General features: G+C 47.1%; 20 protein-coding genes and 1 other annotated feature. Of the genes, 7 read left to right on the forward strand and 13 right to left on the reverse strand.

The genetic code is table 11. From position 1 onward, the window contains the following. The first annotated feature begins 104 nt into the window (after positions 1-104). From panD to HQN90_RS02955, 3 genes are read left to right on the forward strand one after another with little or no spacing between them, the layout of a single operon-like run. The gene (panD, locus tag HQN90_RS02945; RefSeq protein ID WP_173216221.1) at positions 105-506 is read left to right on the forward strand and encodes an aspartate 1-decarboxylase; all 402 of its coding nucleotides are present in this window, start codon (positions 105-107) and stop codon (positions 504-506) included. After that, positions 499-1,272 carry a YheC/YheD family protein gene (locus HQN90_RS02950; RefSeq protein WP_173216223.1) on the forward strand — a complete coding sequence of 258 codons (774 nt, stop codon included), beginning with the start codon at positions 499-501 and terminating at the stop codon, positions 1,270-1,272. Before panD ends, HQN90_RS02950 begins: the two co-directional genes overlap by 8 nt. Before the next feature lie 13 nt (positions 1,273-1,285). After that, positions 1,286-2,500 (forward strand): threonine synthase, encoded by a 1,215-nt coding sequence (locus HQN90_RS02955; RefSeq protein WP_173216225.1) that lies wholly within the window; start codon positions 1,286-1,288, stop codon positions 2,498-2,500. Positions 2,501-2,599: 99 nt separating this feature from the next. Here HQN90_RS02955 and HQN90_RS02960 read toward each other — a convergent pair whose 3' ends face one another. The 6 genes from HQN90_RS02960 to HQN90_RS02985 all read right to left on the reverse strand — a co-directional run bounded on the left by HQN90_RS02960 (position 2,600) and on the right by HQN90_RS02985 (position 12,377). Then, complete coding sequence (locus tag HQN90_RS02960; protein WP_079409484.1) at positions 2,600-3,229, reverse strand: hypothetical protein; 630 nt, start codon at positions 3,227-3,229, stop codon at positions 2,600-2,602. Between the two features lie 142 nt (positions 3,230-3,371). Further along, positions 3,372-5,258 carry an arginine--tRNA ligase gene (locus HQN90_RS02965; protein WP_173216227.1) on the reverse strand — a complete coding sequence of 629 codons (1,887 nt, stop codon included), beginning with the start codon at positions 5,256-5,258 and terminating at the stop codon, positions 3,372-3,374. A gap of 52 nt (positions 5,259-5,310) precedes the next feature. Beyond that, positions 5,311-5,531: a binding site (T-box leader), on the reverse strand. 48 nt (positions 5,532-5,579) lie between these two features. Continuing rightward, positions 5,580-6,446, reverse strand: coding sequence for an EamA family transporter (locus HQN90_RS02970; RefSeq protein ID WP_173216230.1), 867 nt, complete (start codon positions 6,444-6,446; stop codon positions 5,580-5,582). A 60-nt stretch (positions 6,447-6,506) separates the two neighbouring features. Continuing rightward, complete coding sequence (locus HQN90_RS02975; RefSeq protein ID WP_173216232.1) at positions 6,507-8,735, reverse strand: GDYXXLXY domain-containing protein; 2,229 nt, start codon at positions 8,733-8,735, stop codon at positions 6,507-6,509. Between the two features lie 110 nt (positions 8,736-8,845). Further along, positions 8,846-10,639 (reverse strand): ABC transporter ATP-binding protein, encoded by a 1,794-nt coding sequence (locus HQN90_RS02980; protein ID WP_246362012.1) that lies wholly within the window; start codon positions 10,637-10,639, stop codon positions 8,846-8,848. Then, positions 10,626-12,377, reverse strand: a complete 1,752-nt coding sequence (locus tag HQN90_RS02985) for an ABC transporter ATP-binding protein (protein ID WP_173216234.1) — start codon at positions 12,375-12,377, stop codon at positions 10,626-10,628. Before HQN90_RS02985 ends, HQN90_RS02980 begins: the two co-directional genes overlap by 14 nt. 173 nt (positions 12,378-12,550) lie before the next feature. Between HQN90_RS02985 and HQN90_RS02990 the strand changes: the two genes are divergently transcribed. Continuing rightward, positions 12,551-12,763, forward strand: a complete 213-nt coding sequence (locus tag HQN90_RS02990; protein ID WP_079409478.1) for a YrzA family protein — start codon at positions 12,551-12,553, stop codon at positions 12,761-12,763. Positions 12,764-13,000: 237 nt separating this feature from the next. Here the strand turns inward: HQN90_RS02990 and HQN90_RS02995 are convergent, their stop codons facing one another. The 5 genes from HQN90_RS02995 to HQN90_RS03015 form a co-directional block, all read right to left on the reverse strand. Further along, positions 13,001-13,243 (reverse strand): HPr family phosphocarrier protein, encoded by a 243-nt coding sequence (locus tag HQN90_RS02995; protein ID WP_079409477.1) that lies wholly within the window; start codon positions 13,241-13,243, stop codon positions 13,001-13,003. Continuing rightward, positions 13,240-14,673, reverse strand: a complete 1,434-nt coding sequence (locus tag HQN90_RS03000; protein WP_173216236.1) for an NAD-dependent malic enzyme — start codon at positions 14,671-14,673, stop codon at positions 13,240-13,242. Before HQN90_RS03000 ends, HQN90_RS02995 begins: the two co-directional genes overlap by 4 nt. A gap of 71 nt (positions 14,674-14,744) precedes the next feature. Further along, on the reverse strand, positions 14,745-16,271 hold the full coding sequence (locus HQN90_RS03005; protein ID WP_173216238.1) for a tripartite tricarboxylate transporter permease: 1,527 nt from the start codon (positions 16,269-16,271) through the stop codon (positions 14,745-14,747). Between the two features lie 55 nt (positions 16,272-16,326). Continuing rightward, complete coding sequence (locus HQN90_RS03010; protein ID WP_173216240.1) at positions 16,327-16,785, reverse strand: tripartite tricarboxylate transporter TctB family protein; 459 nt, start codon at positions 16,783-16,785, stop codon at positions 16,327-16,329. A gap of 36 nt (positions 16,786-16,821) precedes the next feature. Further along, on the reverse strand, positions 16,822-17,826 hold the full coding sequence (locus HQN90_RS03015; RefSeq protein ID WP_420851026.1) for a Bug family tripartite tricarboxylate transporter substrate binding protein: 1,005 nt from the start codon (positions 17,824-17,826) through the stop codon (positions 16,822-16,824). A gap of 289 nt (positions 17,827-18,115) precedes the next feature. Here HQN90_RS03015 and HQN90_RS03020 point away from each other — a divergent pair, with 289 nt between their 5' ends. Together HQN90_RS03020 and HQN90_RS03025 are read left to right on the forward strand one after the other, a co-directional pair. Further along, positions 18,116-19,717: an ATP-binding protein gene (locus tag HQN90_RS03020; protein WP_173216242.1), complete on the forward strand. Its 1,602-nt coding sequence runs from the start codon at positions 18,116-18,118 to the stop codon at positions 19,715-19,717. 4 nt (positions 19,718-19,721) lie between these two features. After that, complete coding sequence (locus HQN90_RS03025) at positions 19,722-20,435, forward strand: response regulator (RefSeq protein WP_173216244.1); 714 nt, start codon at positions 19,722-19,724, stop codon at positions 20,433-20,435. A gap of 768 nt (positions 20,436-21,203) precedes the next feature. On the opposite strand, the gene HQN90_RS03030 is transcribed toward HQN90_RS03025, so the two are convergent. After that, a complete protein-coding gene (locus tag HQN90_RS03030) occupies positions 21,204-24,179 on the reverse strand; it encodes a family 78 glycoside hydrolase catalytic domain (RefSeq protein ID WP_173216246.1) in 2,976 nt (991 codons plus the stop codon). A 128-nt stretch (positions 24,180-24,307) separates the two neighbouring features. Between HQN90_RS03030 and HQN90_RS03035 the strand changes: the two genes are divergently transcribed. Beyond that, positions 24,308-25,204 (forward strand): AraC family transcriptional regulator, encoded by an 897-nt coding sequence (locus HQN90_RS03035; protein WP_173216248.1) that lies wholly within the window; start codon positions 24,308-24,310, stop codon positions 25,202-25,204. Positions 25,205-25,791: 587 nt separating this feature from the next. Here the strand turns inward: HQN90_RS03035 and HQN90_RS03040 are convergent. Continuing rightward, entirely contained in the window at positions 25,792-26,751 is a 960-nt protein-coding gene (locus tag HQN90_RS03040) for an acetylxylan esterase (RefSeq protein WP_173216250.1), read from the reverse strand. Positions 26,752-26,771 lie beyond the last annotated feature (20 nt).

Below are 26,771 nucleotides of genomic sequence, written 5' to 3' on the forward strand. Positions count from 1 at the left end.
CGAAACTATTTTCATCAAATCAGGGTTTACACCTAAACCAGAAGGCAGCAAATTATCATAAGCTGATATGAACAACCTATGTGATCATAAAGGAGCTACTGCTTATGCAGCGTTTAATGTGTAAAGGGAAGATCCACCGCGCGACAGTAACGGAAGCCGATCTGAATTATGTTGGAAGCATTACGATAGATCGACTGCTCATGCAAAAAGCGAATATTTACCCTTATGAAATGGTTCAAATTACAAGCCTTCGCAATGCTACAAGATGGAAAACTTACGCCATTCCTGCGCCTGAGGGCAGCGGTAAAATTGGCTTGAACGGGCCTCCAGCACACTTGTTCGCACCTGGCGATCTTGTCATCATACTCAGTCTAGGACTCATGAATGAAACGGAAATCAGTCTATTAAAGCCGCAGGTGGTTTTCGTTGATGAAAACAATCACTTCCTTCGAGTAGAAGAGCATGATGTCATCATCGCTGAGCAAGAGGTGAAGCCATATGAGTAGTTTAAGCACTAGCAAATGGACGAAGTACAAGCTTCTCCGCAAATCCTCTGAGCTCAAGATGTATCTTCCGGAAACGGCCTGGCTGAAAGAGAGTTCCTTCTCGCGTATGCTCAAGAAATACCGAGAAATCATTGTTAAGCCAACCGGCAGCTATGGCGGCAATGGCGTTATCCGAATTAGACAAACCGACCTAGCAACGTATGAAGTTCAAGACGGAGCTAAGAAAAAAAGCTTCACGGACAAATCCAAGCTAGTTGCTTTTGTGAAAAAAAAGGCCAAAAAAAATCACATTGTACAACAGCGCATACCGCTGGCTACCGTGAATGGGCGTCCTTTTGATATGCGGGTCATGGTGCAGCGTCGTCCAGGATCGCCTTGGCAAGTGACCGGCAAGCTGGCCAAAGTCGCCGGAGCCGGCTTCATTGTCACGAATATTCGCATGAGCAGTGGGAAGGTGGTTACAGTGGAACATGCTCTCAAGAAATCAGAACTGAGCAGCATCAATGCCAATGATCTCCTTGCTCAATTGGATAAAGTCGCTTTACGAAGCGCTGCACAATTGGGTCCTTCCTATCGCTGGGTGGATACGATGGGAATTGATATGGCGTTTGACAAGAAGGGCAATGTTTGGATTATCGAGGTTAATTTCACACCCATGCTGGAGTTGTTTTTGAAGCTGAAAGATAAATCTATGTTTCGTAAAATCAAATCTTTTCATAGATCTTCGAACTCTCATTCGGGAATAAAGAGTCGGTATCACAAATAAAGGAGGCCCGGAGATGAACCGATTGGGTCTTTATTGCTCACGCTGTTCTGCAAAACTCCCCTTTCGATATGTTGAGATGAGATGCGATTGTGGAGGAACACTGTTAGTCGACTACGACCTGGAGTGTATAGGCAGAACTTTCAAGAAGGAAGATTTACTGACACGCTACCCATCCATGTGGAGATACAAAGATTTGCTTCCTGTGAGCAACCCCGATTGTATCATCACCCTAGGCGAAGGCTGGACGCCGCTCGTTCGCTTGAAGACATGGGAGCAGAAGCTGCCCATTGGGCAGCTATGGCTCAAAAGAGAAGAGCAAAATCCAACAGGAAGCTTCAAATCCCGAGGATTCTCCGTTGCTGTTTCGCTTCTTAAGGAATCTGGCAGGACCAAAGCAGCCGTTCCTTCCAATGGCAACGCCGCCAGCGCTTTAGCGGCTTACGCCGGTTACGCAGGCATAGAAGCTTCTGTCTTTATTCCGCTGGATTGCCCGCCGCTCATCATAGAGGAGTGTCCCCTCTATGGGGCAGCCACTTACCTCGTGGATGGATTCATCCATGATGCAGCGGCCATAATTGAAGCAGGCAAGCACGAACAGGGGTGGATCAATGTAGGAACATTGAAAGAGCCTGGTCGTGTTGAAGGCAAAAAAACGATGGGACTTGAGCTTGCCGAGCAGCTAAGCTGGAAATTCCCCGACGTTATTATTTATCCCACCGGCGGCGGTTCAGGCATTATTGGCATGTGGAAAGCCTATCACGAGTTGAAAGCACTTCACTGGATTGACGGGCCTATGCCAAGGTTCGTCTGCGTACAGGAAGAAGGCTGTCAGCCCATCGTGGATGGCTTGGCTGCGTTGAATCAAGCTGCAACTGCTCAGGCAGTTACTGCTATTGCCAATCCGACAGGTATGAGAGTGCCGAATCCGCCTGATTTAGCGCTGATTCTTTCTATTATTGCGGAGAGCGGAGGAACCGCCATCGCCTTGTCCAAAAGCCAAATAGCAGAGGCCACGCAGACTTTAGGCTCGCAAGGCATCTCCTCGTCACCGGAAGGATCGGCCACTTGGGCAGGACTGCTTGCTCTCTGTGACAGCGGTTGGCTGCTGCCATCTGACTCTGTTGTGCTGTTTAATACTTCACATGCCATGAAATATGCTAAGTTCACGTCAAGCTCATCGCTACCGACGATTCGAACGTATGAGGATTACCGCAGCTTGAATAAATAACAAGCGGCTGGCTTTCTCTTCCGCACAATCTGCATAAACAAAAAGGGCTGTCCTCGAGTAGGTTTAACTACTTCTGGACAGCCCCTTGTTTCATAATCCTTATTGACCTAAATTATTTTCTTCATATAAACGATACATCGCTTGAATGAGCGGCTCAGCCGGATCGCGATTTAGTAAATATAACGTCATTAAATATTGCAAAGGCAGTGCACAAGTATTGTTGCCATCCTGGACGGCTACGAAACCTGCTTCAAGAACAGGGCCATGTTCTTCATGAAGCTCCAGGTCTACATAGATCTTCTGATCCGGGAACTCCTCGCGTACAGTTGAAGCACAGTAAGGAACAATATGTTTATCCAGCAAATCCTTCGCTTCGTCTTCTGTCTGCGGAGGATTCGGCAGCGGATGGTTGTCAGGACTTCTAAGCAAATCTACAAAGAAAGATGAAAGCCAAAGCCCTGCATTCGGATTCGTCTGGAAGTTTCTCATAATTTCATTCAAGAAAAATCCGCAGGATGTGGACTTCTCATCTTTGTTCAGCGTAAAAGCAAACATTGGTCCATAAGTCGGGTTATTTCCGATTTGACCATCCACTTCATATTCAGGGAATTGCTCTTTCATTACTTCTTGAATGTGTTGAAACCAAGTCATAATGATTTGGGCTTGTTCGCGTTCCTGATCTTGTTCGTTTACTTCTTCCGCTTGTGTTTCGATATCTTTTTCTGTCATTGTGGTAAAAGCCTCCTGAATCATTCATATTGGCACGAATATTCTTATTGTACCGCATTTGTTTCAGATCAGAAAGCTATTGTTGTATTTTTACAGATGAAACCGGATTAACTCTGATGTGAACTTCAGTGATTCGAGCGCACTATAGCCGATTTGGGGTTGGCATCCCCAACAGCTCGAGTGCTTGATGAAGCGTTTGTTTGTAGATTTGGGTAATCCACAGACGGTGGCGAATGCTCGCCTCACTGCCCTTCAGAACCGGGCATGCGCTGTAGAAGTGGTTGAAAAGAGCAGCCAGCTCAAACGCATAATGACAAATTAAGCTAGGCGCCAATTGTTGAATAGCTGCGGCCAAAGTCTCCGGCCAGTAAGCGATATGCCTTAACAACGGGTACTCCTGCTCCTCCAGCAAATTCACATTGAAGTCAGGCTCCAAATGCTGCACGCGAGCATCCTTCTTCGCTTTATCCAAGATGCTATTGGCCCTGCTGTAGGCATAAAGCAAATAAACTCCCGTATTCCCCGTTACTTCCGTCGCCTGATCCAAGTCAAAAATCACTTCCGTTTGCAGCTGATACTTCAGCAAATAATAACGAATGGATGCCGCTGCAATTGTACGGCTGGAAATGCCCGTTTTCTTCGAACGCTTTACTTCAATTACGCTTTCCATACGATCCAGCAAATCGGCAACTTTGATTCCGATGCCTTGACGCCCAGACATCGCATAGGAGCTTTTGCCATCCGAGATAGTAATACCAAGACCTGCTGCCGTATCCGGGCTCAAAGACACGACGCCATAGCTAACATGCTTAAGCTGGCTGGCTGCTTCCTCATAACCCAGCACTTGCAAGGCTAGCCTTACCATTTCTTGCGGGTATTGCTGGCGATGATCAATGACATTAATGACCATATCGGCATGTCCGATCTTTTTCTTACTGCCTTGAGATGAGGTTGACCACAGTCCTTCTCCCCATTTTTTGTAGACAAAATCATTGGAAAGCAGTCCAAATTTCCACAGATGATAAGCGATGTCCTTCGCTGTATAGGTTAAAATTCCATTGGAACGCACAAGCACTTTATCCCCTTGATGCTCTGCGTTATCGAGGTCTGCAACCGCCTCATCCTCTCGGTTCTTGAGCACCCAACAACCTGCCAACTTTCCGTCTGCCACCTTGTGGAACATATCTGTTTGACTAAGCAATTCAAAAGTCGTATCCCAGAACCCTGCGTTGACAATACTGCTCTCCCAGACCAGCACATCGTACTGAATGCCGAATTGCTTCATTTCCTCCAATTGCTCGCGTACAATACGTTCAGCTACCAAATTTCCCATCCATGCCAGATTGGAATTTCCGCTTTCCAGAGCATGCAGGACAACAGCTCGCTGCTCCGCAAGCTCAGGTTGGCTTTTGTAAGCTTGATTGATCTTCGCATACGTTTCCCAGCAGAAATCACCAAAGCGCTCGAAGCTTTCTTCAGTTCGTGTATGAAGGATACCGACTACCGTATCGGCCAGTTGATTGCCCAGATCATCAATATAGTTATGAACCTCGACTTCATAACCCGCGTGAGCAAGGATTCGTGAAAGCGAATCACCGATACAGGAATTTCTCAAATGACCGACGTGGGCAGCTTTATTCGGGTTTATCGACGTATGTTCAATCAGCACCTTCGTGTTCTTGCCAATTCCGCCAAGGCTATGAGCAGCTTGCTCCGCCCTTTGAGCCCATATATCCCATGCCAGATAAAAGTTAAGAAAACCTGGCTGCACAGCTTCCACCTTACGGAAAAGTCCTTGAACCCGCCCATTCTTCTCCAAACGCACTTGTAAATCCTGGGCGATTTGCAAGGGGGCTCTGTGCACTATTTTGGCTAACTGCATCGCAATATTCGAACTGTAGTCACCATGCTCGAGGTGAGCTGGATGCTCGGTCAAGATGTTCAGTGTGGACGGACGTTCCATGCCGGACTCTTGGAGTATCGCCTGGACATGCTGGTCGATTTCGTTCATTAAAAGCTGCTGAATCATCGAAATTTCCTCCCCTTTTTCATTTTTAGATGCAAAAAAGCCCCCGTCTCTAATAAGAGACGAGAGCTGTTCATTCCCGCGGTACCACTCTAAGTGTTAAATCTGCTGATTTAACCACTCCTACGATAACGGCTTATGCCGGATCTCCCTACTGCTTGTTTCGGAAGACCATTTCCCAGACCCGCTTCGTTCTTGACATTCGTACCGGTTCCCACCACTTCCGGCTCGCTGCGACTGTCCGACAAGAACTACTGTCCTGTTCATTAATGTTCGTTATGCAATTTAGAATTTACTGAATATTACTGCAAGTCATCTCAATTGTCAAGAGGCAACGATTTTCATCATAAGAATACCAATAAGTGCTAAAGCTAATCCGGATTGCTCCAGCTTCGAGAATTTATCCTTCAGAATAAATCGCGTGTACAGCAGGACGATCAGCACGTTGAGGGCGACGACCGCAGATACAAGCCCTGTTTTTCCATGCGCGAAGCCATGAATGATCAGAATCATGCCCACCACATTCGTAATGCCAACCCCCATGCCAATAAGAAAAGTTTGACGCTCTGACCATCTGGCAGAGGAAGGCGTCTTTGTGGGGTTTTGCAAGCGATCCTTCAACCACCATAGTCCGAAGCAGCAAGTCCCCGTAGTGAACATGAAAAATAAGGTTGGAAATAGGGGCGCTCCCACAAGTGTTGTCCATTTACTGGATAAATCATTGCCGGCAAAAAGCAGCAAAGCCAACACGCCCCAGCCTGCGCCTTGTAAATTATTCAGGGTGATATCATTCGAATATCTCACAACCAAAATGCCAATGACGATAACAACGAAAGCAAAAAATTGCATGAGATTAAGATGCTCGTTCCAAAGGAAATAAGCAAACACGACCACCACGACAGAGGGTAAGCCAGTGAGAATCGCAACGAGCGAAGCTTTGCCGACCGCAAAGCCTTTGAACATACTCGCATTGGCGCCGAATGAGAAGAGCCCCATCTGTACGCCGATCAGAGCCGATGAAGTCCAAGCTTGCTTGAATATTAGGACACATACGATGCTGATGACCGCCCCCATGAAAAAGGTGCCGCATAGCAGCACGTTTCGATTCAATGATTGTTGACTGGTCCAATGATATAAAATCCCCCGCAGCCCAAAGCTCATAGCTGCAAGTACTGAAAATAAAAGCCACATGAAGATCAAATACCCCTTTCTTATGCGCACAAAGATCGGGTTATTTTACCACAATCCACTTTACTGGACAACACTTGGCTGATTAAGCAGACGCACTAGAATCGCATCCCCGCCAGCGGAAACCTTCACTTCGGCAAATTTCGCATCCCGCTCATATGATCTGCCTGTTCCTTCAGGAATGAAATACGTCTCGATGCCATATGCGATACGATTGTATCCGTCTTTCTTGCCGTTCAACCGAATCTCACCGAGGGCCAAGGCTTCTCCAGCATGATAAATTCGGCTGAATTCAAAGACGCCTGTTGCTGTATTTGGAGCCAGAACGACAGTGATTTTCTTATCCTGCGCTGAATCAGGTCCCCTAGTTTCCCATATTTCAGTGTCTGAAATCGTATATCTCAGACGAACATAATCCCCTTGCATAAGGGAACGCGGGTCAAGCGGTTCCAGTTTCAGCTTAATCAGCTGTCCATGGGCGAGCAGCCACTCGCTTTTTCCTATTTGCAGCGACATCGCCAGAACCTGCAGCAGCACCAAAAGTGCAATAATCCAGCGGTTCCTTTGAACTTTGGCAGCTAAATCTTGAGGTTCAGCGGCTGCTAGACGATGTCTTTTTTCGTACCAAACCGTGAATGCAACAATCACTATTCCAATGATCGCCAAACTAACGGATTTATGCAGAAGCTTCCAAGCCAGATCATAATATTTGTACAAGAGGAATGCGATCCAGAAGCCCATGGACCAAGCATGCATCCATTTCATCTGCCGCTGCTTGCTGATGACAAGCGCCAATACAACAAGAAGGAAAAAGACAATATTGGAAATATAGTACCAAGCCTTTTCTGTCATAAATGTAAGAACAAACAAGGTAAACAGAAAGGAAGGAAAGCTGCTGTACAGAATAGGTTTTCTTATGGCCTCACTCTTGATTGCCAAAGCGGCTGCGAATAAGCAGGCAAGCAATCCTGTCAGTACTGTCATGACGAGAATGCCACTGTCCAGCCAATTCGCTAACACGAACGCGGTCAAACAAGTTGCCGCCAAGAAGAAAAAGATGCGGTGCAGAAGGCCAGACATCATCATGAAAGCTGCGATGGCAACAGCAAGAAATACGAGCAGCATGGAGACATTTTCTGTGAAAACGGCAGTTCCAGCCCCGAGCATTAGCCCGCTAATCAGAACCGTGTAACGAACCAATGAATTCAATTTGTTCACGGCAATCATTGCAATAACCGATAACAAGCCATATCCCATGAGGATATATTGCGGATCTTCGAACCCCATAACGACTGTAATAATCCCAATGATGGTTAAACTGCCCAAGAGCGAGCCAATAATGATCACGGAAACCGTGAGCACACGCACAATCCATTTGGTGAATTCACCGTCAGACTTGCTGTCCGCGTTAACTGCATGCTCCTCTTGGTCTGCCGTTATGGGAGTTGGGTTCCAAGCACGAATATAGTTCATGAACTTCACATTCGCACCAATGAAAACAATAATGAATAAGAGGCTAATGATGAAAAACAATTCATTATACTGCTCGACAACTAATTCAATGTATTTCACCGTTACCGCAGCCGATACCCACAGTCCTGCAAACAGCAGATAGGTTTTGTTTCTTGATTTATGTGCATAACCAACCGCAGCGGCCAGCGCCGCAACAAGAGGCAAATTCATCCATAGGCCATAATCCTCAAATATTTGCGAGATCGAAATAAATAAAAGGATTCCGATGGCGGCTTGAAAGGTTACCCATTTCAAAAAAGGCGAATCGATAATGCTACGTTCAGTAAGCACATACAGCAGGCCATTAACGAAGACTAATCCCAGCCAAATGGCGATCTGCATGAGCTCAACCTCAGAGCCAGAACCCCATTTGGGGAAGAAATACAATCCATAAGCCAGATGAAATAACACATAAGCCAGAACATAGAACGGCTGCCACCTGGTTAAAAGCGCGAATAACAACGCCGGTATAAACCAGACTGCGAACAGGCTGTAGCTATCCGCATGGGAATTATAGGTCTGCCCGATAAGAGCAACACCTACGCCGAACGACACACAACTTGCAAACAAACTTAGTTTACTTAGAAAAGTTCTGCCGGCTTGACGAGAAAGCCAGACCGACAACCCGTAGAATCCGAGGATGAGCAGGAAGACGGGGATGAATTTCTCCCACCGATTCAGCTTCTCCCAATTCGCTGCGAAGAAATATACGATGGCAGTTAATAGGCTGCTTGCCCCCAACACATACCCTAATTGAATCATTACAAATTTGGATTTCATGATAGTATGCCTCCTCTCGATCTACTTCTCATTGTAAGGGAGATGAAGAAGCAGCAGAAGTACTATCTATTCCTAGTACCTGATCATTAGCCCAAGGAGGATGAAGCTTGCTACATCGTAGGCGCTGAAACCTCATTCCCCTGCGAATGGAGGTACAATTGCTCATAATAGCCATGCAGCGCAATTAATTCCGCGTGATTTCCCTCTTCCACAATTTGCCCTTGGCTCATCACAAGGATGCGGTTGGCATGCAAAATGGTTGAGATGCGATGAGCGATAACAAGCGTCGTTCGTCCCTCTGCCACGATTTGCAAAGCCGTTTGAATCAACTGCTCCGTTTGGGAATCCAAATTCGCCGTTGCCTCATCCAGAATCAACACTTTGGGCTTAAACACAATAATGCGGGCGAAGGAGATCAATTGCCTTTCTCCTGCAGACAACCCGCTCCCTCGTTCCGAGATTCGCGAATCATAGCCATCCTTCAGCCTTGAGATGAGGGTATCCGCCCCAACTAACCGGCAGGCTTCAACAACCTCTTCCCGGCTAATCGTTTCATCAAACATCCGCACGTTATCCAGAATGCTGCCGGCATATAAATAAGGCTCCTGCTGGACAAGTCCAACCATCCGGTGCAAAACAGCCTGCGGAATATCGCGGATGTCTGTCCCATCAATCTCGATACTTCCCTCCTGCACATCATAGAAACGGCAAAGCAGGCTGATCAGAGAGCTCTTCCCTGCACCTGTCGTCCCCACAATGCCAATCATCTCCCCTGGCTGAACATGAAGCTCCAGATCCTCAATAATGGTTCTATCCTTCAAATAACCAAAATGCACATGATTGAATCGAATATCGCCTTTCAAATCAGCGACCGCGATGGATGTCACTTGTTCACTATCCTTCACTTCCGGTTGTGTGGAGAAAACATGCCAGATTCGGTTCAATGAAACGGTAGTCGATTGAAGCGTGTTCCACTGCTGGGTAATGTTGTTAATCGGCTGGAAAAACTGCCGGATATACGTAATAAAGGCGTACAGCACGCCGAACTCAATCGTTTTATCAAAAACGGCCATACCGCCGACCCATGTAATAAAAGCAATTGATATATTTCCTAAAATATCAAAAGAACGATTGAACCAAACATTCGTCCGAATTTCACGTAAATTCGCGCGGAAATAGCTGTGATTTCGCTCGATGAAGCGATTATTTTGTTCTTTTTCTTGATGGAACGCTTGAATCAGATGCATCCCTGATAAATTTTCAGCGGCAAAAGCAACCATTTGGGATAATTGCGTCCTTGATAGCTGATAGGTTTTGCGCATATATCGCCGAAAGCTAACCGCAATCAGCACGATGATAGGAATCACGATCATACTGTACAATGTCAGCTGTGGATCCAAATGATACATCAGCACAATGATGAAAATAAGTGTCATCCCGTCGCGAACCAAGCTGAGGAGCACTTGTGTAAAAAACTGATTCAGCGTCTCTGTATCACTAGACACATGTGTAATTAGGCTGCCGCTTGGCGTCCGGTCATAATAGGACATCGACTGTTTAAAAATATGCGCAAACAAATCCTTGCGGATTTTGGCAACAATATTTTGTCCGGCAAATTGAAGTAAATTATTTTGCAAATAACTGAAAAATAAACTACACACCGAGAGGCCGACATAAAACAAGCAAATAAGCAGAAGCGAGTTATAGTCATTTTTCCCAATCATCAAGTTGTCATCAATCGCAATTTTAACTAAATACGGCTGAAACAAGTCCGCGGCAATTCCCAGCAAAGCGCAGAAGACGACGGCGGCAAAGGTGAATCGATGCGGCTTGGCGTACCCCGATAAGAATCGGAAAGACGATTTCATGGATTGCCGGTCCTGCGAAGTCTTAGGCAAGGTCATCGTGGCTTCCTCCTTCCTGAATCGCATGCAGCTGCGCATATAAGCCTTCCTGGGCAATCAATTCCTCATGGGTTCCCCGCTGCACGATCCGGCCTTCATGAAGCACAATAATTTCATCGGTATGCTTCAAGGCTGAAATGCGATGAGCAATCCATATCGTTGTTTTATTGGATCGTTCCTTGCGGATTGTGTCAATAATATGCTTCTCGGTCACCGAATCGACGGCACTGACACTATCATCCAAAATCATCAAAGGAGAATCCTTAATGATGCCTCGGGCTAAGCTCGTTCGTTGACGCTGCCCCCCGGATAACGTGACGCCGCGTTCGCCGAGCTTCGTTTCAAACTTCTCCGGGAACGACGTAATACTCGAGAGAATCTGCGCTTTCTTAGCCGCGTACTCAACCTGCTCCAGAGGTGACTCTCTTTGATAAAAAGCGATGTTATCCCTGATCGTGGTGCTAAACAAGAAGCCTTCCTGCGGCACATAAGCGATTTGGTTGCGCAAGCTTTCCAACGTCACATCGCGAATATCCGTCTCCCCGATCCATACGGTTCCTTCGGGAGGGTCGTAAATGCGCAGCATCAGCTTGACCAGCGTCGATTTGCCGCTGCCCGTTTTCCCGATTATGCCGATGGATTTACCCGGTTCGATCGTTAAGGAGATGTCATGCAGCACCTCATCTTCATCATCTGGATAAGCGAAGGATAAATGCTCGATACGAATCCCTTCATGGTCGAGATGAGATTCCTGGGCTAGCTCTTTTTCCACAACTTCCGACTGCAAATCCAACAAATCGTTAATTCGCTCCAAGGAAGCTCGGGAACGCTGCATCGCATTGATTACGCGCCCAATCTGCTGCAGCGGATTTACCATCATGCGTATGTAGAGCGTTAACTCAACGAAGTTACCAATGGTGATGCCCCCGTGGATCGTTAAGTATCCTCCGAACGCAATCGCAATAATCAAGGATATGGCCCCGAGAAAGGGAATCAAAGCTTCAAATAGGGAGGAGAGCCGAATCAATCTCAGCTGATTGTCCCGAATCCGGTCCACCGTATCGCTGAATCTGCGAACCATAATCGGTTCTACGGCGAATTTCTTCGCGACCCGAATGCCGCCGAATTGCTCCTCGGCTGACTCCGTCATTTTGCCTAATGCCTCTTGGACTTGCATGGAACGCTTTTTGATAACGGGCTGAAATCGAACCGTAAGCACAGGAATGAGCAATAAGGGCACTATGCATATGGCAATTAAATATAGCGGGACCGAGCTGAACAACATGGTAATAATCACCGCAATGATTAGGATCGCGGAGTTCACCACTTGATTGATTCCCATGGAGATCGATTCTCGGATGACCGTCACGTCGTTCGTCATGTAACTGAGCAGCTTGCCAACGCCATTCTTCGAATAAAAAGTCGCACCCAGCTTCGTAAAGTGGTCAAACAGCCGATTCCTGGTAACAAACTCGAAACGTCTGCCATTGCGCATAATCATATATTGACCAATCCCGGCCAAAATACCAAACGACAAGCCAATCACTAATAACTGTTCACTGTAATGGACAATAAGGTCTTTGCTCAAACCACCTTGCTTTAATTGATCTGTGAACAAGCCCAACTGCTTTGGATAATACGAATAAATGATGTTGCCAACTGAAATGGACAATGCGGCAATGACGTACAACGGCCATTTCTCTTTGAAAAAATCAACCAATAACCGTGTAGATTTCAAACGACATCACTTCCTATAATTGTTCTCTGGCAACTGCGCCTCCCGATGGGGAAGTTTGCCATGTATCCCTTTACAGTATACGCCTATTCAGAATGACTTCCTATATCAGATATTGACGTTATAATAGAGAAGTCATCTAAACTTAACATAATAGCTTAAGGAGGATTCCCTTCATGGATTTTATACTGGATCGAATTGATAATAAAATTGAGTTTTTTCAAGCGTACGATTTGAAAACACTCGAACGGCAAATTAATGATCAAATTGACAATAACAAAGCGTTGCTGCTCGACGTTTATGCGATCCAACACAACATCGTGTTTGATCCCAATGCCGGCAAAATGCTGTACAGTGCCGTTGTTCATTTTAAAGTGAAGTCATCATAAACGTGACTGACCGATTTGGAAAACCTGCGATAATGCATGCTTTTTCGGTTAATTCGTGTGAAAATCGAGAAAGCCTGCGATTATGCAGGCTTTTTGAGCTTTTCCCTCCTGAAATGGAAAAATTGTCTCTAAAGGATGCATAATCGCAGGCTTTTTACTATTTTGCTTATTTCCAAGACGAAAAGGATGCCTATTCGCAGGAATTTCGCGAAAAGGGTACGGAGGGGTATCCTCAAGTTAATCTTCTTGAAGCACAAGACCATGCTTCTTAAACAAATCACTCATCGCTTGCTTAGCCTCAGCTTCATCAGGACCGTGAATATCGAGCCGGTACACTTCATGGGTCAAGAGCGTGATGCTCAACCCAAGAATGCTTTTGACATCAATGAACCGTTTGCCCACTTTGAGGACGATGCTGGATTGGAACTGATTCGCCGCTTGATTGATTTCTACAATTGTTCTTGTACCTAATCCGCTCATAGCGCTCCCTCCAATCTGAATTCACGCGGCATTCTGCGAGCAACTCCGGTGCGGATGGCAGCTTCAATGACGGCTCTGCGGATGAGTCTGACAACCTCTTGATTGAAAACACTCGGAATAATGTACAATTTATTCAATTCTTGCGGTGCGACAACAGAGGCTATGGCCGCAGAAGCAGCGAGCTTCATTTCCTCATTAATCGTCGTGGCTTGACAATCCAAGGCAGCTCGGAAAATCCCCGGGAAGCATAGAACATTGTTGATCTGATTGGGGAAATCGGATCTTCCTGTTGCGATAACACCTGCAAGATCTTCAATCTCATCGGGATGTATCTCTGGCGTCGGATTCGCCATGACGAATACGACAGGACGCAGAGCCATTCTCTCCACATCGCTTCGCTTCAGAATCCCCCCGGCTGACAGCCCAATAAACACATCGGCCCCATCCAAAACATCAGACAAGGAACCCGTTAACTGATTCGGGTTTGTTTGCTGTGCGTACCAGTTCCATATCGGATTCGTGTAAGAGCTGCTGCTAACCAATGCTCCTTCCCGATCTACGCCAATTAACTGCTTAACACCTGCAGCTAACAAAATTTTGGAGCAGGCCACTCCTGCCGCCCCTATTCCGCAGATGACCACCTTTACTTCATCAATCTGCTTCCCGACAACCTTAAGCGCATTGATCAATCCCGCATAGAGAACAACAGCCGTACCATGCTGATCATCGTGGAACACCGGAATATCGAGCTCGCTTCGCAGCCTCTCCTCGATTTCAAAACAACGCGGTGAAGAGATATCCTCTAAATTGATACCGCCAAAAGCAGGGGCAAGATGCTTGATGGTCGTAATAATTTCTTCCATGCTTTGCGTATCCAGGCAAATGGGAAAGGCATCAACATCCGCCAGCTGCTTGAACAGCATCGCTTTGCCTTCCATAACCGGCATTGCCGCATAAGGGCCAATATTGCCAAGCCCAAGAACCGCGCTGCCATCTGAAACAACAGCAACCGTGTTGCGTTTGATGGTAAGCTTGTACGCATTTTCTTGTTTGTCATGAATCGCCAAGCAAACTCTTGCCACATCAGGCGTGTATACACGGGACAGATCGTCCCGATTCTGGATCGGCACTTTGGGCTTCATCTCAATCTTGCCGCCCAAATGGAGCAGGAAGGTGCGATCGGATACATGAACAAGCCGCACGCCTGGCAATGCCTTCATAGCACCCGTGACCGCCTCCAATTGAGCCTGCTCCAACGCGGAAACCGTAATATCGCGAACCGTCCAATTCGGACCGGTCTGGATGACGTCAATGGCAATGACGTCTCCCCCATTTTCCGTGATGACCGTTATCAACTGTCCGAAATGAATCGTATCGGTTTGCAGCTCCAAACGCAAAATAATACTTTTACCCCCAAGTGAATCCTTCATGCCAAACTCCTCATTCCTGTCGATTTTACTGAGATGAACTCCACCCAACAGCATAGAGGCACATTTCCAGTTTATGCTTCTTCGTTTACCAGCACATTTTTGCCTCTCCACTTAAGGAATAAGGGGATCGTCAACCAGAGGAACCCGATAATTAAGAAAGCGAGCGAGACCGGCTTTTGCAAGAAAATCATGAAATCGCCATTGGAAATCGTTAACGCTCTGCGCATGTTGTTTTCCAGCATCGGTCCGAGAATAAGCCCCAGCACCAGTGGCGCTAACGGGTAGTCATTTTTCGATAAAAAGTAACCAACAAGACCGCAGCCCATAATTAAAAGCAAATCAAAGGTGGAGTATTGAACAGCGTAAACACCAAAGACGGAAAATACGATAATTAATGGAATCAAATACTTCGTTGGTGTTTCGATTACTTTGGCGAACACTTTGACAAGCGGCATATTCAGAATGAGCAGCATCAGGTTGCCCACGAACATGCTGGCGATAACGCCCCAAGCAAGCTGCGGGTGATCTTGGAACAGCAAAGGGCCTGGCTGCACATTGTACATGATGAAAGCACCCATTAAGATAGCGGTCGTTCCTGACGAAGGAATGCCTAACGTCAACAGCGGGATCATAGCTCCCCCTGATGCAGCATTATTCGCCGCTTCCGGTGAGGCTACGCCTTCGATGGCTCCTTTCCCGAATTTCTCGGGATTTTTGCTAATTTTCTTTTCCACGATATAGGCAAAAAAAGAAGCAAGAATCGCACCTGCACCTGGCAGGAGTCCGATGAAAAAGCCAAGCACCGAGCCGCGGGCAATCGGCGCCGCACTATCTTTCATATCCTGCTTCGTTGGCAGAATTCGATTGATTTTGGCCAACTCGTTATCGTTGCCTTCACGCTGCAAAATCGTCTTGAACACTTCGCCGACAGCAAAAGTACCAACAGCTACCGTCAGAAATTCCAAGCCCTGATAAAGCTCGGGGATATTGAAGGTAAAACGTTCCACACCGGATACATTATCAATGCCGATTGTAGCGAGCAGAAGTCCAAAGGCTGTCATCATGAGCGCTTTGACCATGGATTTCCCGGCAAGCCCGCTGATCGCGAGCAAGCCGAGAACCATCAGAGAGAAATATTCCGCAGGCCCAAACTTGATCGCAACAGCCGACAACGGACGCGCTAAGAAGATAAGACCAATTAAGGAAATAATCCCGGCAGCGAAAGAGCCAATCGCCGAAATCGCAAGCGCAGCGCCAGCCCTGCCTTGCTTAGCCATCTGATATCCGTCTAAAGTCGTCACGACAGATGATGACTCACCTGGCGTATTCAGCAAGATTGATGTCGTCGAGCCGCCATACATGGCACCGTAATAAACACCTGCCAGCAAAATAATCGAGCTCGTCGCCGCTTCCTCTGGACCTAACCCTGCGGTCATAGTCGCTGTAATCGGGATTAATAGAGCTACACCGCTCATAGGTCCAATCCCAGGCAGAACACCTACTACGGTACCGATTAATACACCTAGGAAAACAAACACGACATTGTGCCACTGCATTGCAGTACCCAAGCCATGAAGCACATAATCAATCGTGCTCATTTCAATTACCTCCTTAGAGTTTGCTTAAGCAAACTAGAGCTGCGTCAGACATATCTTAGAAGCCTAACCAGCTTGGAAATCCGGGCAGCGAGCCGTTCAGCAAGTCCACATACCCATAATAAACACCGCAGGAAAATACGGCCGAAATCAAAAGGGATACCCAGACCTTGCCTTTTTGCATCGTTTGAAATCCAATCATTAAAAACAGAAACGTTGAAATGACGAAACCGATATCTTCAAGAAATAACGCATAGAGGACAGCCGCCGTAAAAATGATGCCAAATCGTTTATAATCCAAATTTTCTTTGTATTTCTCAGCTTTTTGCCGACGAAAAGTATCGTAAATGAGCCTCAGACTCATTAAGGCCAAGAAAGCTCCCAAGATCATCGGGAAAATATTAGCTCCTACATTACTGCCGTATGCACTTGTGGAAATGCTTTTGCTGCCGATTACAAATGCCGTACCGATGGCCAAAAAAACGATGCCCGCATAGCGATCAAACAAAGTATTCATCTGTCTTATTCAACCTCCCGTCATCCTGGGACCCTCTTATTTCTGCATCCCTAAAGCAGTCAGCATATCTTTTAATTGTGTTTCTTGCTGTGCAAGATAAGTTTTGAAATCATCTGCTTTTTTATAATCGGTTTCCCAATTGTTCGCTGTCATTTCTTTTTTCCACACATCGGAATCAACCATTTTCTTAATCGTATCCTCCCAGAATTTCTTCGCTCCGGCATCCATATTTTTAGGTCCGAAGAACCCGCGCCAGATGAGGAACTCTGCATCAACACCCTGCTCTTTCATCGTCGGAATATCCTTCATATTGCCACCGAGCCGCTGTGGAGAGGCAACCGCCAAAATTCTGATTTTGCCGGCTTTGACATATTGGTCCAGAGAAGACGCATCTGTTCCGAGAACATCCGCATTGCCGCCGAGCAGTGCAGTTACCGCTTCTCCACCGCCATCATAGGAGACATATTTCACCTTTTTCGGGTCGATACCGTATTTAAAAGCAGGCAGAATAGATACCAGATGATCCATCGAGCCAGGAGCGGATCCGCCCGCTACCGTTAATTTCGTAGGGTCATTTTTCATATCAGCAAGCAGTGATTTCAAATCTTTATATTTGGAATTGGCTGCTACCGCTATGGCCCCGTAATCTTTGGTCAATTGGGCGAGTGGCGTTGTATCCGCGTATCCATAAGGGGTGTTGCCTTCTTTTTTCAAATGGTTAATGAGAATCGGCGGAGAGCTGACGAACAATTTATAATTGTCCTTCACATCTTTGGTCGCATATTCGGCCATGAACACGGCCCCGCCTCCGCCCGGCTTATTTTCAACCGAAATCGGTTTATCCATGGCTTTGGTCTCCGTCAATACTTTCGCAATCGTACGAGCCGTCATATCCCAACCGCCGCCAGCACCAGACGGAGCGATAATGCTTAACGCCTTTTCAGGGTATTTGGATGCTGCTTGTACAGGTGCCGCCGTTTCTTTACCTTTGTCCACCGCTCCTTCTGTCGGTTTGGCTGCACCATTACCACAGGCCGCCATGGATAAGGCCAATACGCCGATCGTTGTTACTTTCCAAGAAGCTGCTACCACATTTTTTATCAAATGAAACCCCTCCATATGTTTGGTGTCCTTCATGTATACGCTTTCTTTGAAACGCTTTCAGAATAACACCTGAATAAAATTTAGAGAAGTTTAACATGATTAGTTATAATAACTTCGTTTTGGGCATTTTGTTCATATTGTTCACGGGAGCGGAGAGGCGTTTTCCCTCAAAATGATAGCGCTTTATGATACAATACAAGCTGAAACGGGGGGGCCTATTCCAGTCATGAAGCTGCAAACCAAACTAATTTTGATTATTTGCTCACTGCTCGTCTTCATCGTCTTAAGTTTAGGCGGCATTTTCTATTACATTATGACCTCTGCGCTTGAAGATCAGATTGGTACTCGCGCTTTGAAAGTCGCTGAGACGATGGCCAGTATGCCCGACATCCGCGACGCCTTCCAGCTCAAAGACCCCTCATCTGTAATTCAACCCATCGCCGAAGCGGCACGCGAGAAAATTGATGCCGAATATATCGTTGTCGGGAATCGTGACGGGATTCGGTATTCCCACCCTTTGCTGGATCGCATCGGGAAAGAAATGGTCGGCGGAGATAACGGCCCTGTTCTTGAAGGGAAGTCCATTATTTCAAAAGCCATTGGATCGCTAGGTCCTTCACTTCGCGGCAAAGCGCCGGTAGTTGATGACGATGGTCAAGTGATCGGTATCGTGTCCGTTGGCTTTTTAACAGAGGATATTGAAGTAATTACTGATGCTTACCAAACACGAATTGAATTGATTTCTATGATCGTGCTTGTCGTCGGGCTTGTCGGTTCTGTTCTCATCGCGCGCAACGTCCGGCGTTCTATTCATGGCTTGGAGCCAAAGGAAATCGGGGCGTTATATACAGAAAAGAAAGCTATCCTAGAGTCCATTCGCGAAGGTATCATTGCCGTCAATCAGGATGGCGTGATCACAATGGCCAACCGCTACGCCCTTCAGTTGTTGGAATTGCCTACTACGGCCAAGATTACAGGAAGACAAGTGGAAGATGTGATCCCAAATACCCGCTTATATGAAGTTGTTCGGACAGGCAAGGCAGAGTTCGACCATGAAATGATGATCGGCGATCATGAGGTCATCGTGAACCGGGTACCAATTATGGAGCGCAAATCCGCTGTCATCGGTGCGGTTTCCAGCTTCCGCAGCAAATCAGAGCTGTACCGTTTGGCGGAGGAATTGTCCCAGGTCAAACGCTTTGCGGAAGCGCTCCGCGCACAAACACATGAATTCTCAAATAAGCTGTATGTCATTTCGGGGCTTATCCAATTGGAATCGTACCAAGAAGCTGTCGAGCTTATTTCCAAAGAAGCCGATGTTCATCAGAATTGGGTGCAGTTCATTATGCGGGAAATCCCGGATCCGATGATTGGTGGGCTGCTCATTGGCAAATTCAATCATGCGCAAGAATTAAAACTTACCTTCGAAATTGATCACGAAAGCTCGTTCCGCGATATCCCGGCTCGAATAGATCGCAATCTGCTTGTCACCATTATCGGGAATCTCATTGATAACGCTATGGATGCAGTCCTAGGCCTGGATGATCAGACCGAGCGATTTGTGAAATTGTTTCTGACTGACCTGGGTGAGGACCTGATCATTGAATGTGAAGATCGCGGTATTGGAATCCCGGAGGAAACAGGTATGGCTGTCTTTGAAAAAGGCTTCTCTACCAAAAAAGGGGAGCATCGCGGGATCGGACTTGCCTTAGTCCAGCATGCTGTCGGGAAGCTGAATGGGTATATCACCTTTCACAAACATCCAGCTGGCGGCACCATCTTCACGGTTGCGATTCCCAAGATGAACGATTTCACAGAAAGGAGTTAGCTGCATGGAAAACCGCAATCCGAGCGTTGAAGTATTGATCGTCGAAGACGATGTGAAAATTGCTGAAATCAACAGGCGATTCGTTGAAAAAGTAGATGGCTTTCGCGTCGTTGGTATCGCCACCGATGCCTTGCAAGCCAAAGAGCAGTTGGAAATTCTGACCCCGCATCTTGTCCTGCTCGATGTCTATTTACCGGGCGCCTCGGGTCTAGAGATGCTCTCCTTTATCAGACAGCATTACCGGGAAACCGACGTCATTATGATTACAGCAGCCAAAGAAATAGATGCCATTCGCGAAGCGATTCGCAGCGGAGCGTTCGATTATATTATGAAGCCGCTCGTATTTAACCGGCTGCAGGAAACGTTGCTGCGCTATCTGAATTTTCATCGAGAATTACTCCGAATGAAAGAAAGCGGCATGATTAGCCAAAGCGATGTTGATCGATTATGGTTGGGGGCACCCAAGAAAGACTCCGGCTCAGACACCTCCTTCCTGCCCAAAGGCATTGATAAACTCACACTGGTCAAAATCGTTCATGCGATTTCGGCCGCTGAGAATGGTTTGACCGCGGATCAAATCGCCAAAGAAATCGGCGTTAGCCGCTCCACCGGACGCAGGTATCTGGAGCATCTAGTCAGCTCCGGCGATCTGTACGCCGATCTCTCTTACGGCGTAGTCGGCAGGCCCGAACGGGTGTATCGGAAGAATCATGCCTAAGTTATGGGAATTGGCAGGATTCGGATGCACTTCTTGAAAGCCTGCAATTGTGCATCTTTTTAGTCTTGGAATCGTGTTTTTATCTTAAATTCCTGCGATTACGCAGGCTTTTTTGTTAATTCCTTGGATTTTAGAAGCAAAACCATAAAATTCCTGCACAATCGCAGGCTTTTCCTTTATTCACTCGATTTCCTCTCAAATTGCTGTATTTTCGCAGGCTTTTAGGAACAGAGAGAGTCAGTGAGCGCTGCGCATTTCACGACGGAAAGCCAATTTGCTATTTGGCGCTCACAGCCGGTATTTGCGCTTTGGGCCCGGTGATCTCTTTCGCTAAATTAGCTACTTATAGCTAAATCATCTATTGTGCTCCGAACGAAGATACAACAGACTTAGCAGCAGGACGGCAGATCATGCAGCTCCCTGTCTTTGCTATTGCTGCATAGTCTTCCTCCCATTAGAGTTGATCTGTATCCTCACTTGGAGCTCAGACGTCGGTTAACCATTTATTCTGCTCATTGGAAATTGTCCAATGAAACCAGCCATCATAGAGTTTATTGCAAGCTTGCACTGGAAATAAGCCAATCAAAATCTCCATTAAACCTCAAAATGGCTGCTTTATAGATTTTACATTGGAGTTTATCCAGTGAAATCGTCCTTTAAGCTCTTCAAACTAACTTGCATTGGAATTAATCCAATGAAATCCGCCTGCTTTCCATTCATTTATATGTCAACAAAGACGCCGACAACATCCTGTCGGCGTCTTCGGTTTCAAACCTCGTGGCGTTCCACGATCCCGTCCATACCGTCCGGGATGCGGATCTCCACCTCCACGCTGCGCGGCGCCCTAACCTGCAGCCGCATAACGCGCCCGTCCTCCTCGAGTCGCCAGGCGACATCGATGCGGCCCTCGCGCGGCAGCGGCACCGTGCCCCTTGCCCACTGCAAGTCCGCGGGCTGCGGAGCCACAACAACCTTCCGCCATCCTTTGTCGGCGGCGGTTACGCCAAGCACATTTGCGCCAAGGAAATAGGCTGGCGCAGCCGACCACGCGTGACAGTGACTGCGCGTGAGCATGTCCGGGTTCGCGCGGTTTTCCGCGAAATTCGGATACATTTCCCAGCAGGTGGTCGCGTCGTAATCGATCATTTGTCCAAAATGATAACGCATATCCGTGATCATCCGCTCAACACCGGAACTGCCGATTTGGGCCAGCGCCTCATAATAAAAGAAGGACATAAACGGACTGCCGATTTGGACAAAGTCGACAGGAGGAGCAAATAAATACGTCTTCATTTGTTCGGCACGTTCTCCTTCAGCAATCCCGCACAAATACGCGATGACCTGCGTCTGCATACTAAACACATCCGATTTGCGTCCATTTGCATGAATGCAATCCAAGTAAGCCCCTCGTTCCTCACTCCAGAGATGGGCGTTAATCGCCTGACTTAGCCGTAGCGCTTTTCCTTCATACACAGTCGCGTCCCCCACTTCGCCTACCGCTTTCGCCAGCTCAGCGGCGCTGCGAAGTGTTTTGACCAAAATCATATTTTGATGAGTAACTACTCCATGATTCGGTTGATCAATCGGTGCCCAGTCCAACAAATTCCAGCCTTTAATAAACAATAAGCCCCGCTCATCCAGCTTTTGCTCAAAATGCTCCAAAGTAAAGCGAATATGCGGCCACATGTCGCGAGCAAACTGTTCGTCTCCGGTATGCACGAAATATTCACAGCACGCCAACGCCCAGAAGAAGGTCCAATTCGGAATCACGCTGCTCCAACCGCTTGGCACCTGATCCACGTAGAACGGAGTTTGTGTCCGCGAGCCCGGCACCAATCGCAAACAGCGCTCAACAATTTCGGTCGCGCCGAATACGTAATAGTTCACCAACGCCTCGTTCCGGCTGTCGCCAACCCAGAAAACCTGCTCATACGCGGGACAATCTACGAAAGTGTCCTCCATGCATAGCCGGGTCGTATGTTTGCTGATCTGCCAAATGTCGTTCAACAGCGCATCAGAGCATTGAAATTTCCCTACCTCTGCAACCGGATAATTGCTTTGCAGCATCTGGACGCCATATAACTTAATCGGTCTTCCCGCGTTTCGGGCCGTAACCATCAAATAACGAAAACCTCTGCGCACAAAAGACGTATAGGATTGACGTCCCTGAGAGCATGTGTAGCGCAAAGTATTATCCAAATGAAATGTATCCTGACGCCAGCCGTCACGCATATATTCGAAGCCATAGAAATCAAGAATGCTGCCTTCGGAAGCATCCACTTCAAACTGAATATAGCCGGACAGCTCACGGCCAAAATCAATAATAAACTCTGTATCCGCACCTTCATACGCAGGCACAATTGCAGGCGTTCCACTTGCGATAACCGCTTGCTGCAAGCTGTAAGGAATCGGTTGTGACTGACTCTCTTTTTTCCAAATGCTCAAGGCAAAAATAGAATCCCTGCTAACCAATTCGAGCGGAAAAGGTCGAATCCATTCCCTAAACGTACTCAGCTCCGCAGAACTGGCAATCTTTCGAATCGCCAAATAAGTGCTAAAAGCAGGAAAAGCCTCCGCATCCAGTTCCTCCTTCAAATCCTCTTGCGCAGCAAACAAATTAAATCCTTGATAAGCATGCAAGGCTTCATGGGTGTCCAAGTGGTCAATCACTACACAGCTGGCAAAAGGACCGATAGAGATGAATGAAGAGTCCGCAGCACCCGCGTCTCCTATTGGAGAAATCAGTTCAAACGGAATATCACAATCAATACCCAACTGCAAGGCCCTGCCATGATCTACGCCTGTTGTTTCCATCAGAAGGAAATTATCCCCGGCCTTTAAGTCAATATCTGCATATCTTTCTGGCAAAATCCCCGAATACCGATCCTCAGACAGCCATTCTCCATTGACATAGCATGCTTTTACGCACCCAGCTTCCACTAAGCCTATGGATGCATTGGCCGCTTCTCGCACGCGGATGACCGTAGCTATGTATCCCACATAACCGATGGGATTCGCATGATTGACACTGTCAGGAACTAATTGATTGCGAATATCAATGGATGATGTCCACGCCACCGGCTTCACTTGATGAAGAGATTCAATGCGCACTGGCCATACAAGTTCCTCCGTCAAAAAAGGAATATCTCTCGGAACAAGCTTGCTCCATGGCTCAGTTCCAACGGGTCCAATCAACACCGCTGACGTCCATGCGCTCTCATCGAAATTGTCCGAATGCCAAGCTGTCGGCCATGCTCTGGCGTCCATTCGCTCTGCAAAACCTTGCTGGCAAGCCATCCGTCCTGATCTGTTGTCATAACCAAGATGCAAGGAAGTTTTCCATGTCTCATCTGTAACTAGTTCAACCTTCGATTGCCCGTTGCAGTCGCTCTCAACTTGGACGACTAATCCACCCCGACCTCGCAGATAGTAGAAGTTGGATACACCAAAATGAATGACCATAACCGCAATCGTATTCGTTCGTCCTTTGTACAAGAGATGCTCAATATCGTACGTATCGTACGCCAGCTCGAAAGGCCAAGAACGAACAGGACCTCTTCCTACTTGTGTGCCATTAACGATTAGCACATAGCGTGAATCGGCAGTTAGCGACAGCCTCGCTGCTCCCCAGCCCTCTGCCGGTACTTCAAATGTTCGGCGGAAGCACCTCCACGTATTTCGCGGACTTTCCTCGCCTTCCCCCCAGATCCACTCTGCTTGCCAATTGATTACCGCATGTTCCATATTTCGACCTCCGCTAAAATAATGATTGTTTCTTCCATGCCCTTATTTTATGATGTTAGCGTACTCATTTTTAGGGTTATTTCCGACATTCATTAGGGTCAAAATTGACATAACGAGGGTGAATAGGGTTGACCGTTAAACGAAGCATTCTTGAAACGATGGGTGATCAATTTTTTCTGCCGGATCTGCCTTTCTATGTCAATCGTGTCAACGAGTCCTTCCATATGCTACAGCATACGCATGATTTTATTGAAATCAGCTATGTGGCTGAAGGAAGCGGCGCTCATTATATTGAAAATACATCACTAACCGTCTCCAAAGGAGACCTCTTTTTCCTCCCGGTTGGTGTTTCCCATGTGTTCCGTCCAGCATCAACCGCTCACACCAAGCCCCTGGTCGTCTACAATTGTCTCTGTACTTCCGAATGGATGAATCAATTGCTGGCGAACCACGCGAATGGCAGTACGGAAGACTTCAACGCTTATTTTACCCAAGCCATTGAGCAGTCGACTTGGCTTTCCTTCAAAGAAAGCAACGGTGAATTTCAGCCTTTGTTTGAACGGCTGCATTTTGAATATAACGCTCATCGCAGCGGTTTTATGACCATTTTCCAGACCTGCGTCGCACAGCTCCTCGTCTATATGCACCGCTCTCAAGCGGATCTCACGCCGGAGGTGACGGAGGTCAAGCTGCAGGATTTGGATCGCTTGCTCGCTCACATCCGCAGCAATTGCGGTCAGCTCCTTTCATTGACAGAGGCTGCGGCACGGCTATCGATCAGCGAACGTCAGCTGCATCGCCAGCTTAAAAAGCACACGGGCATGTCCTTTATGGCCTACGTTCAGCAAGCCAGAATCGAAGCCTGCTGCCGACAGCTCCGCGCAACGGATCACAAAATCAGCGATATCGCGGCAAATGTAGGCTATCAGGATATGAAGTTCTTCAATCAGCTTTTCAAAAAGCTGACCGGTGTCACGCCAAGAGACTACAGACAGCAGCAGCATGCAAACGAGAATTTGACGTAAAATTGAGGAAATGCTCGCATTTCAATAGAATGAGAGGCTTTGGGGACTTCTATTTGTGACAAAGTAGACGGTGGGATTGAATGGGGCTGATCCAAGGCCATCTTTAGCGAATACGCTGACTTATAGGCGACGTCCGGGGCTCACCGATTATGAAAACCTGCATATGTGCAGGCATTTCCGATCAAATCGCGTGAAAATAGAGAATGCCTGCGATTATGCAGGCTTTATAAGCTTTCCATTCAGAAATCGAAAAAAAGTCTCGAAAGGATGCCTATTTGCAGGCTTTTCACTATTTTGCTTATTCCCACGACGAAAAGGATGCATAATCGCAGGAATTATGCGAAATGTATGCACGCGTCTGAGGCCACTCTGCCAGCATGAAGCAAATTCAAGCGACTCAGGCCAACACAACCAACTCGAGCCACCCCACCATGAAGGTGTGTATCAATAGAAAGACAGGTACAACCTGCTGGCCAACTGTCTTCCAAACAACATGCAAAAACGCCTCCAAAACCACTGCGCAAGTGTGGATGGAGGCGTTTTTCGATAGCAACCTAAAAATTTGGGACAGCCGCTTTTGGACTATTTTATAAACCTAACATAAATTGAATGGTCATATCACTGAATCCAGGCAAGCCTTCATGACCGAAGTCTGGGTAGATTTCATACGATTTCTTGGACTTAATTTTGTTGTATGCCGCAAATTGTGTGGAAGGCGGACAAACCGTATCTGCTAAACCTACAGCCATCAGGACTTCCCCTTGAATACGATCAGCCAAATATTGAATATCAATATAGCCCAGCTGTGTAAATACTTCCTCTTGACGTTTGTGCTGCGGATCATGACGGCGGAAGTAATCCTTCAGCTCCTGATAAGCATCTTTCGCCAAATCCATTTCCCAAACGCGTTTATAATCGCTAAGGAAAGGATATACCGGCGCTAATCGTTTAATACGCGGCTCAAGAGCAGCACAAGCAATCGTCAGAGCACCACCTTGTGAGCCACCCATTGCGCCTACACGTTCAGGATCAACCTCCGGCATGCTCATGGCAATTCCCGCCAGCTGCGCTGTGTCCAAGAAAATATCTCGGTACAACAGTTGATCGGGATGATCATCAATCCCGCGAATGATGTGACCACGCAGGGTTGTCCCTTTCACCCCGCCTATATCTTCCGATAAACCGCCTTGACCGCGGCAATCCAGCGAGAAGAAGGAGAAACCTAAGGCTGCATATTGAATTTTGTCCGACCAATCGCCTGAATTTCCAGAATAGCCATGGAACTGAACAATGGCTGGATGAGGCGAGGTTGCGTGTTTCGGACGTACATATTTGGCATAAATGCGTGCGCCTTTTACACCTGTGAAATAGAGGTCAAAGCACTCTGCATAAGGAACCTGAAACTCACTTGGACGAAGCTCAATTTGCGGATCAATCGCCTTCATTTCTGCGATGGCCCGTTCCCAATAAGCATCAAAGTCGGCAGGACGGGGGTTACGGCCTTCATACTTGAGCAGGCTTTCTAAGGGCATGTCAACTAATGGCATTTCTCTTCCTCTTTTCTATT

Origin of the sequence: Paenibacillus alba, assembly GCF_013204855.1 — a bacterium.
GTDB lineage: Bacteria > Bacillota > Bacilli > Paenibacillales > NBRC-103111 > Paenibacillus_E > Paenibacillus_E alba.

What these genes read in the sequence shown, in the direction of transcription:
- HQN90_RS02950 (WP_173216223.1), top strand. Translation starts at nt 499, where the DNA reads ATGAGTAGTTTAAGCACTAGCAAATGGACGAAGTACAAGCTTCTCCGC.
- HQN90_RS03000 (WP_173216236.1), bottom strand. Translation starts at nt 14,673, where the DNA reads ATGAAGGATTCACTTGGGGGTAAAAGTATTATTTTGCGTTTGGAGCTG.
- HQN90_RS03030 (WP_173216246.1), bottom strand. Translation starts at nt 24,179, where the DNA reads ATGGAACATGCGGTAATCAATTGGCAAGCAGAGTGGATCTGGGGGGAA.
- HQN90_RS03025 (WP_173216244.1), top strand. Translation starts at nt 19,722, where the DNA reads ATGGAAAACCGCAATCCGAGCGTTGAAGTATTGATCGTCGAAGACGAT.
- panD (WP_173216221.1), top strand. Translation starts at nt 105, where the DNA reads ATGCAGCGTTTAATGTGTAAAGGGAAGATCCACCGCGCGACAGTAACG.
- HQN90_RS02990 (WP_079409478.1), top strand. Translation starts at nt 12,551, where the DNA reads ATGGATTTTATACTGGATCGAATTGATAATAAAATTGAGTTTTTTCAA.
- HQN90_RS03010 (WP_173216240.1), bottom strand. Translation starts at nt 16,785, where the DNA reads ATGAATACTTTGTTTGATCGCTATGCGGGCATCGTTTTTTTGGCCATC.
- HQN90_RS03005 (WP_173216238.1), bottom strand. Translation starts at nt 16,271, where the DNA reads ATGAGCACGATTGATTATGTGCTTCATGGCTTGGGTACTGCAATGCAG.
- HQN90_RS03020 (WP_173216242.1), top strand. Translation starts at nt 18,116, where the DNA reads ATGAAGCTGCAAACCAAACTAATTTTGATTATTTGCTCACTGCTCGTC.
- HQN90_RS02965 (WP_173216227.1), bottom strand. Translation starts at nt 5,258, where the DNA reads ATGATTCAGCAGCTTTTAATGAACGAAATCGACCAGCATGTCCAGGCG.
- HQN90_RS03015 (WP_420851026.1), bottom strand. Translation starts at nt 17,826, where the DNA reads ATGGCGGCCTGTGGTAATGGTGCAGCCAAACCGACAGAAGGAGCGGTG.
- HQN90_RS02975 (WP_173216232.1), bottom strand. Translation starts at nt 8,735, where the DNA reads ATGAAATCCAAATTTGTAATGATTCAATTAGGGTATGTGTTGGGGGCA.
- HQN90_RS02955 (WP_173216225.1), top strand. Translation starts at nt 1,286, where the DNA reads ATGAACCGATTGGGTCTTTATTGCTCACGCTGTTCTGCAAAACTCCCC.
- HQN90_RS02980 (WP_246362012.1), bottom strand. Translation starts at nt 10,639, where the DNA reads ATGACCTTGCCTAAGACTTCGCAGGACCGGCAATCCATGAAATCGTCT.
- HQN90_RS03040 (WP_173216250.1), bottom strand. Translation starts at nt 26,751, where the DNA reads ATGCCATTAGTTGACATGCCCTTAGAAAGCCTGCTCAAGTATGAAGGC.
- HQN90_RS02995 (WP_079409477.1), bottom strand. Translation starts at nt 13,243, where the DNA reads ATGAGCGGATTAGGTACAAGAACAATTGTAGAAATCAATCAAGCGGCG.
- HQN90_RS02970 (WP_173216230.1), bottom strand. Translation starts at nt 6,446, where the DNA reads ATGTGGCTTTTATTTTCAGTACTTGCAGCTATGAGCTTTGGGCTGCGG.
- HQN90_RS02960 (WP_079409484.1), bottom strand. Translation starts at nt 3,229, where the DNA reads ATGACAGAAAAAGATATCGAAACACAAGCGGAAGAAGTAAACGAACAA.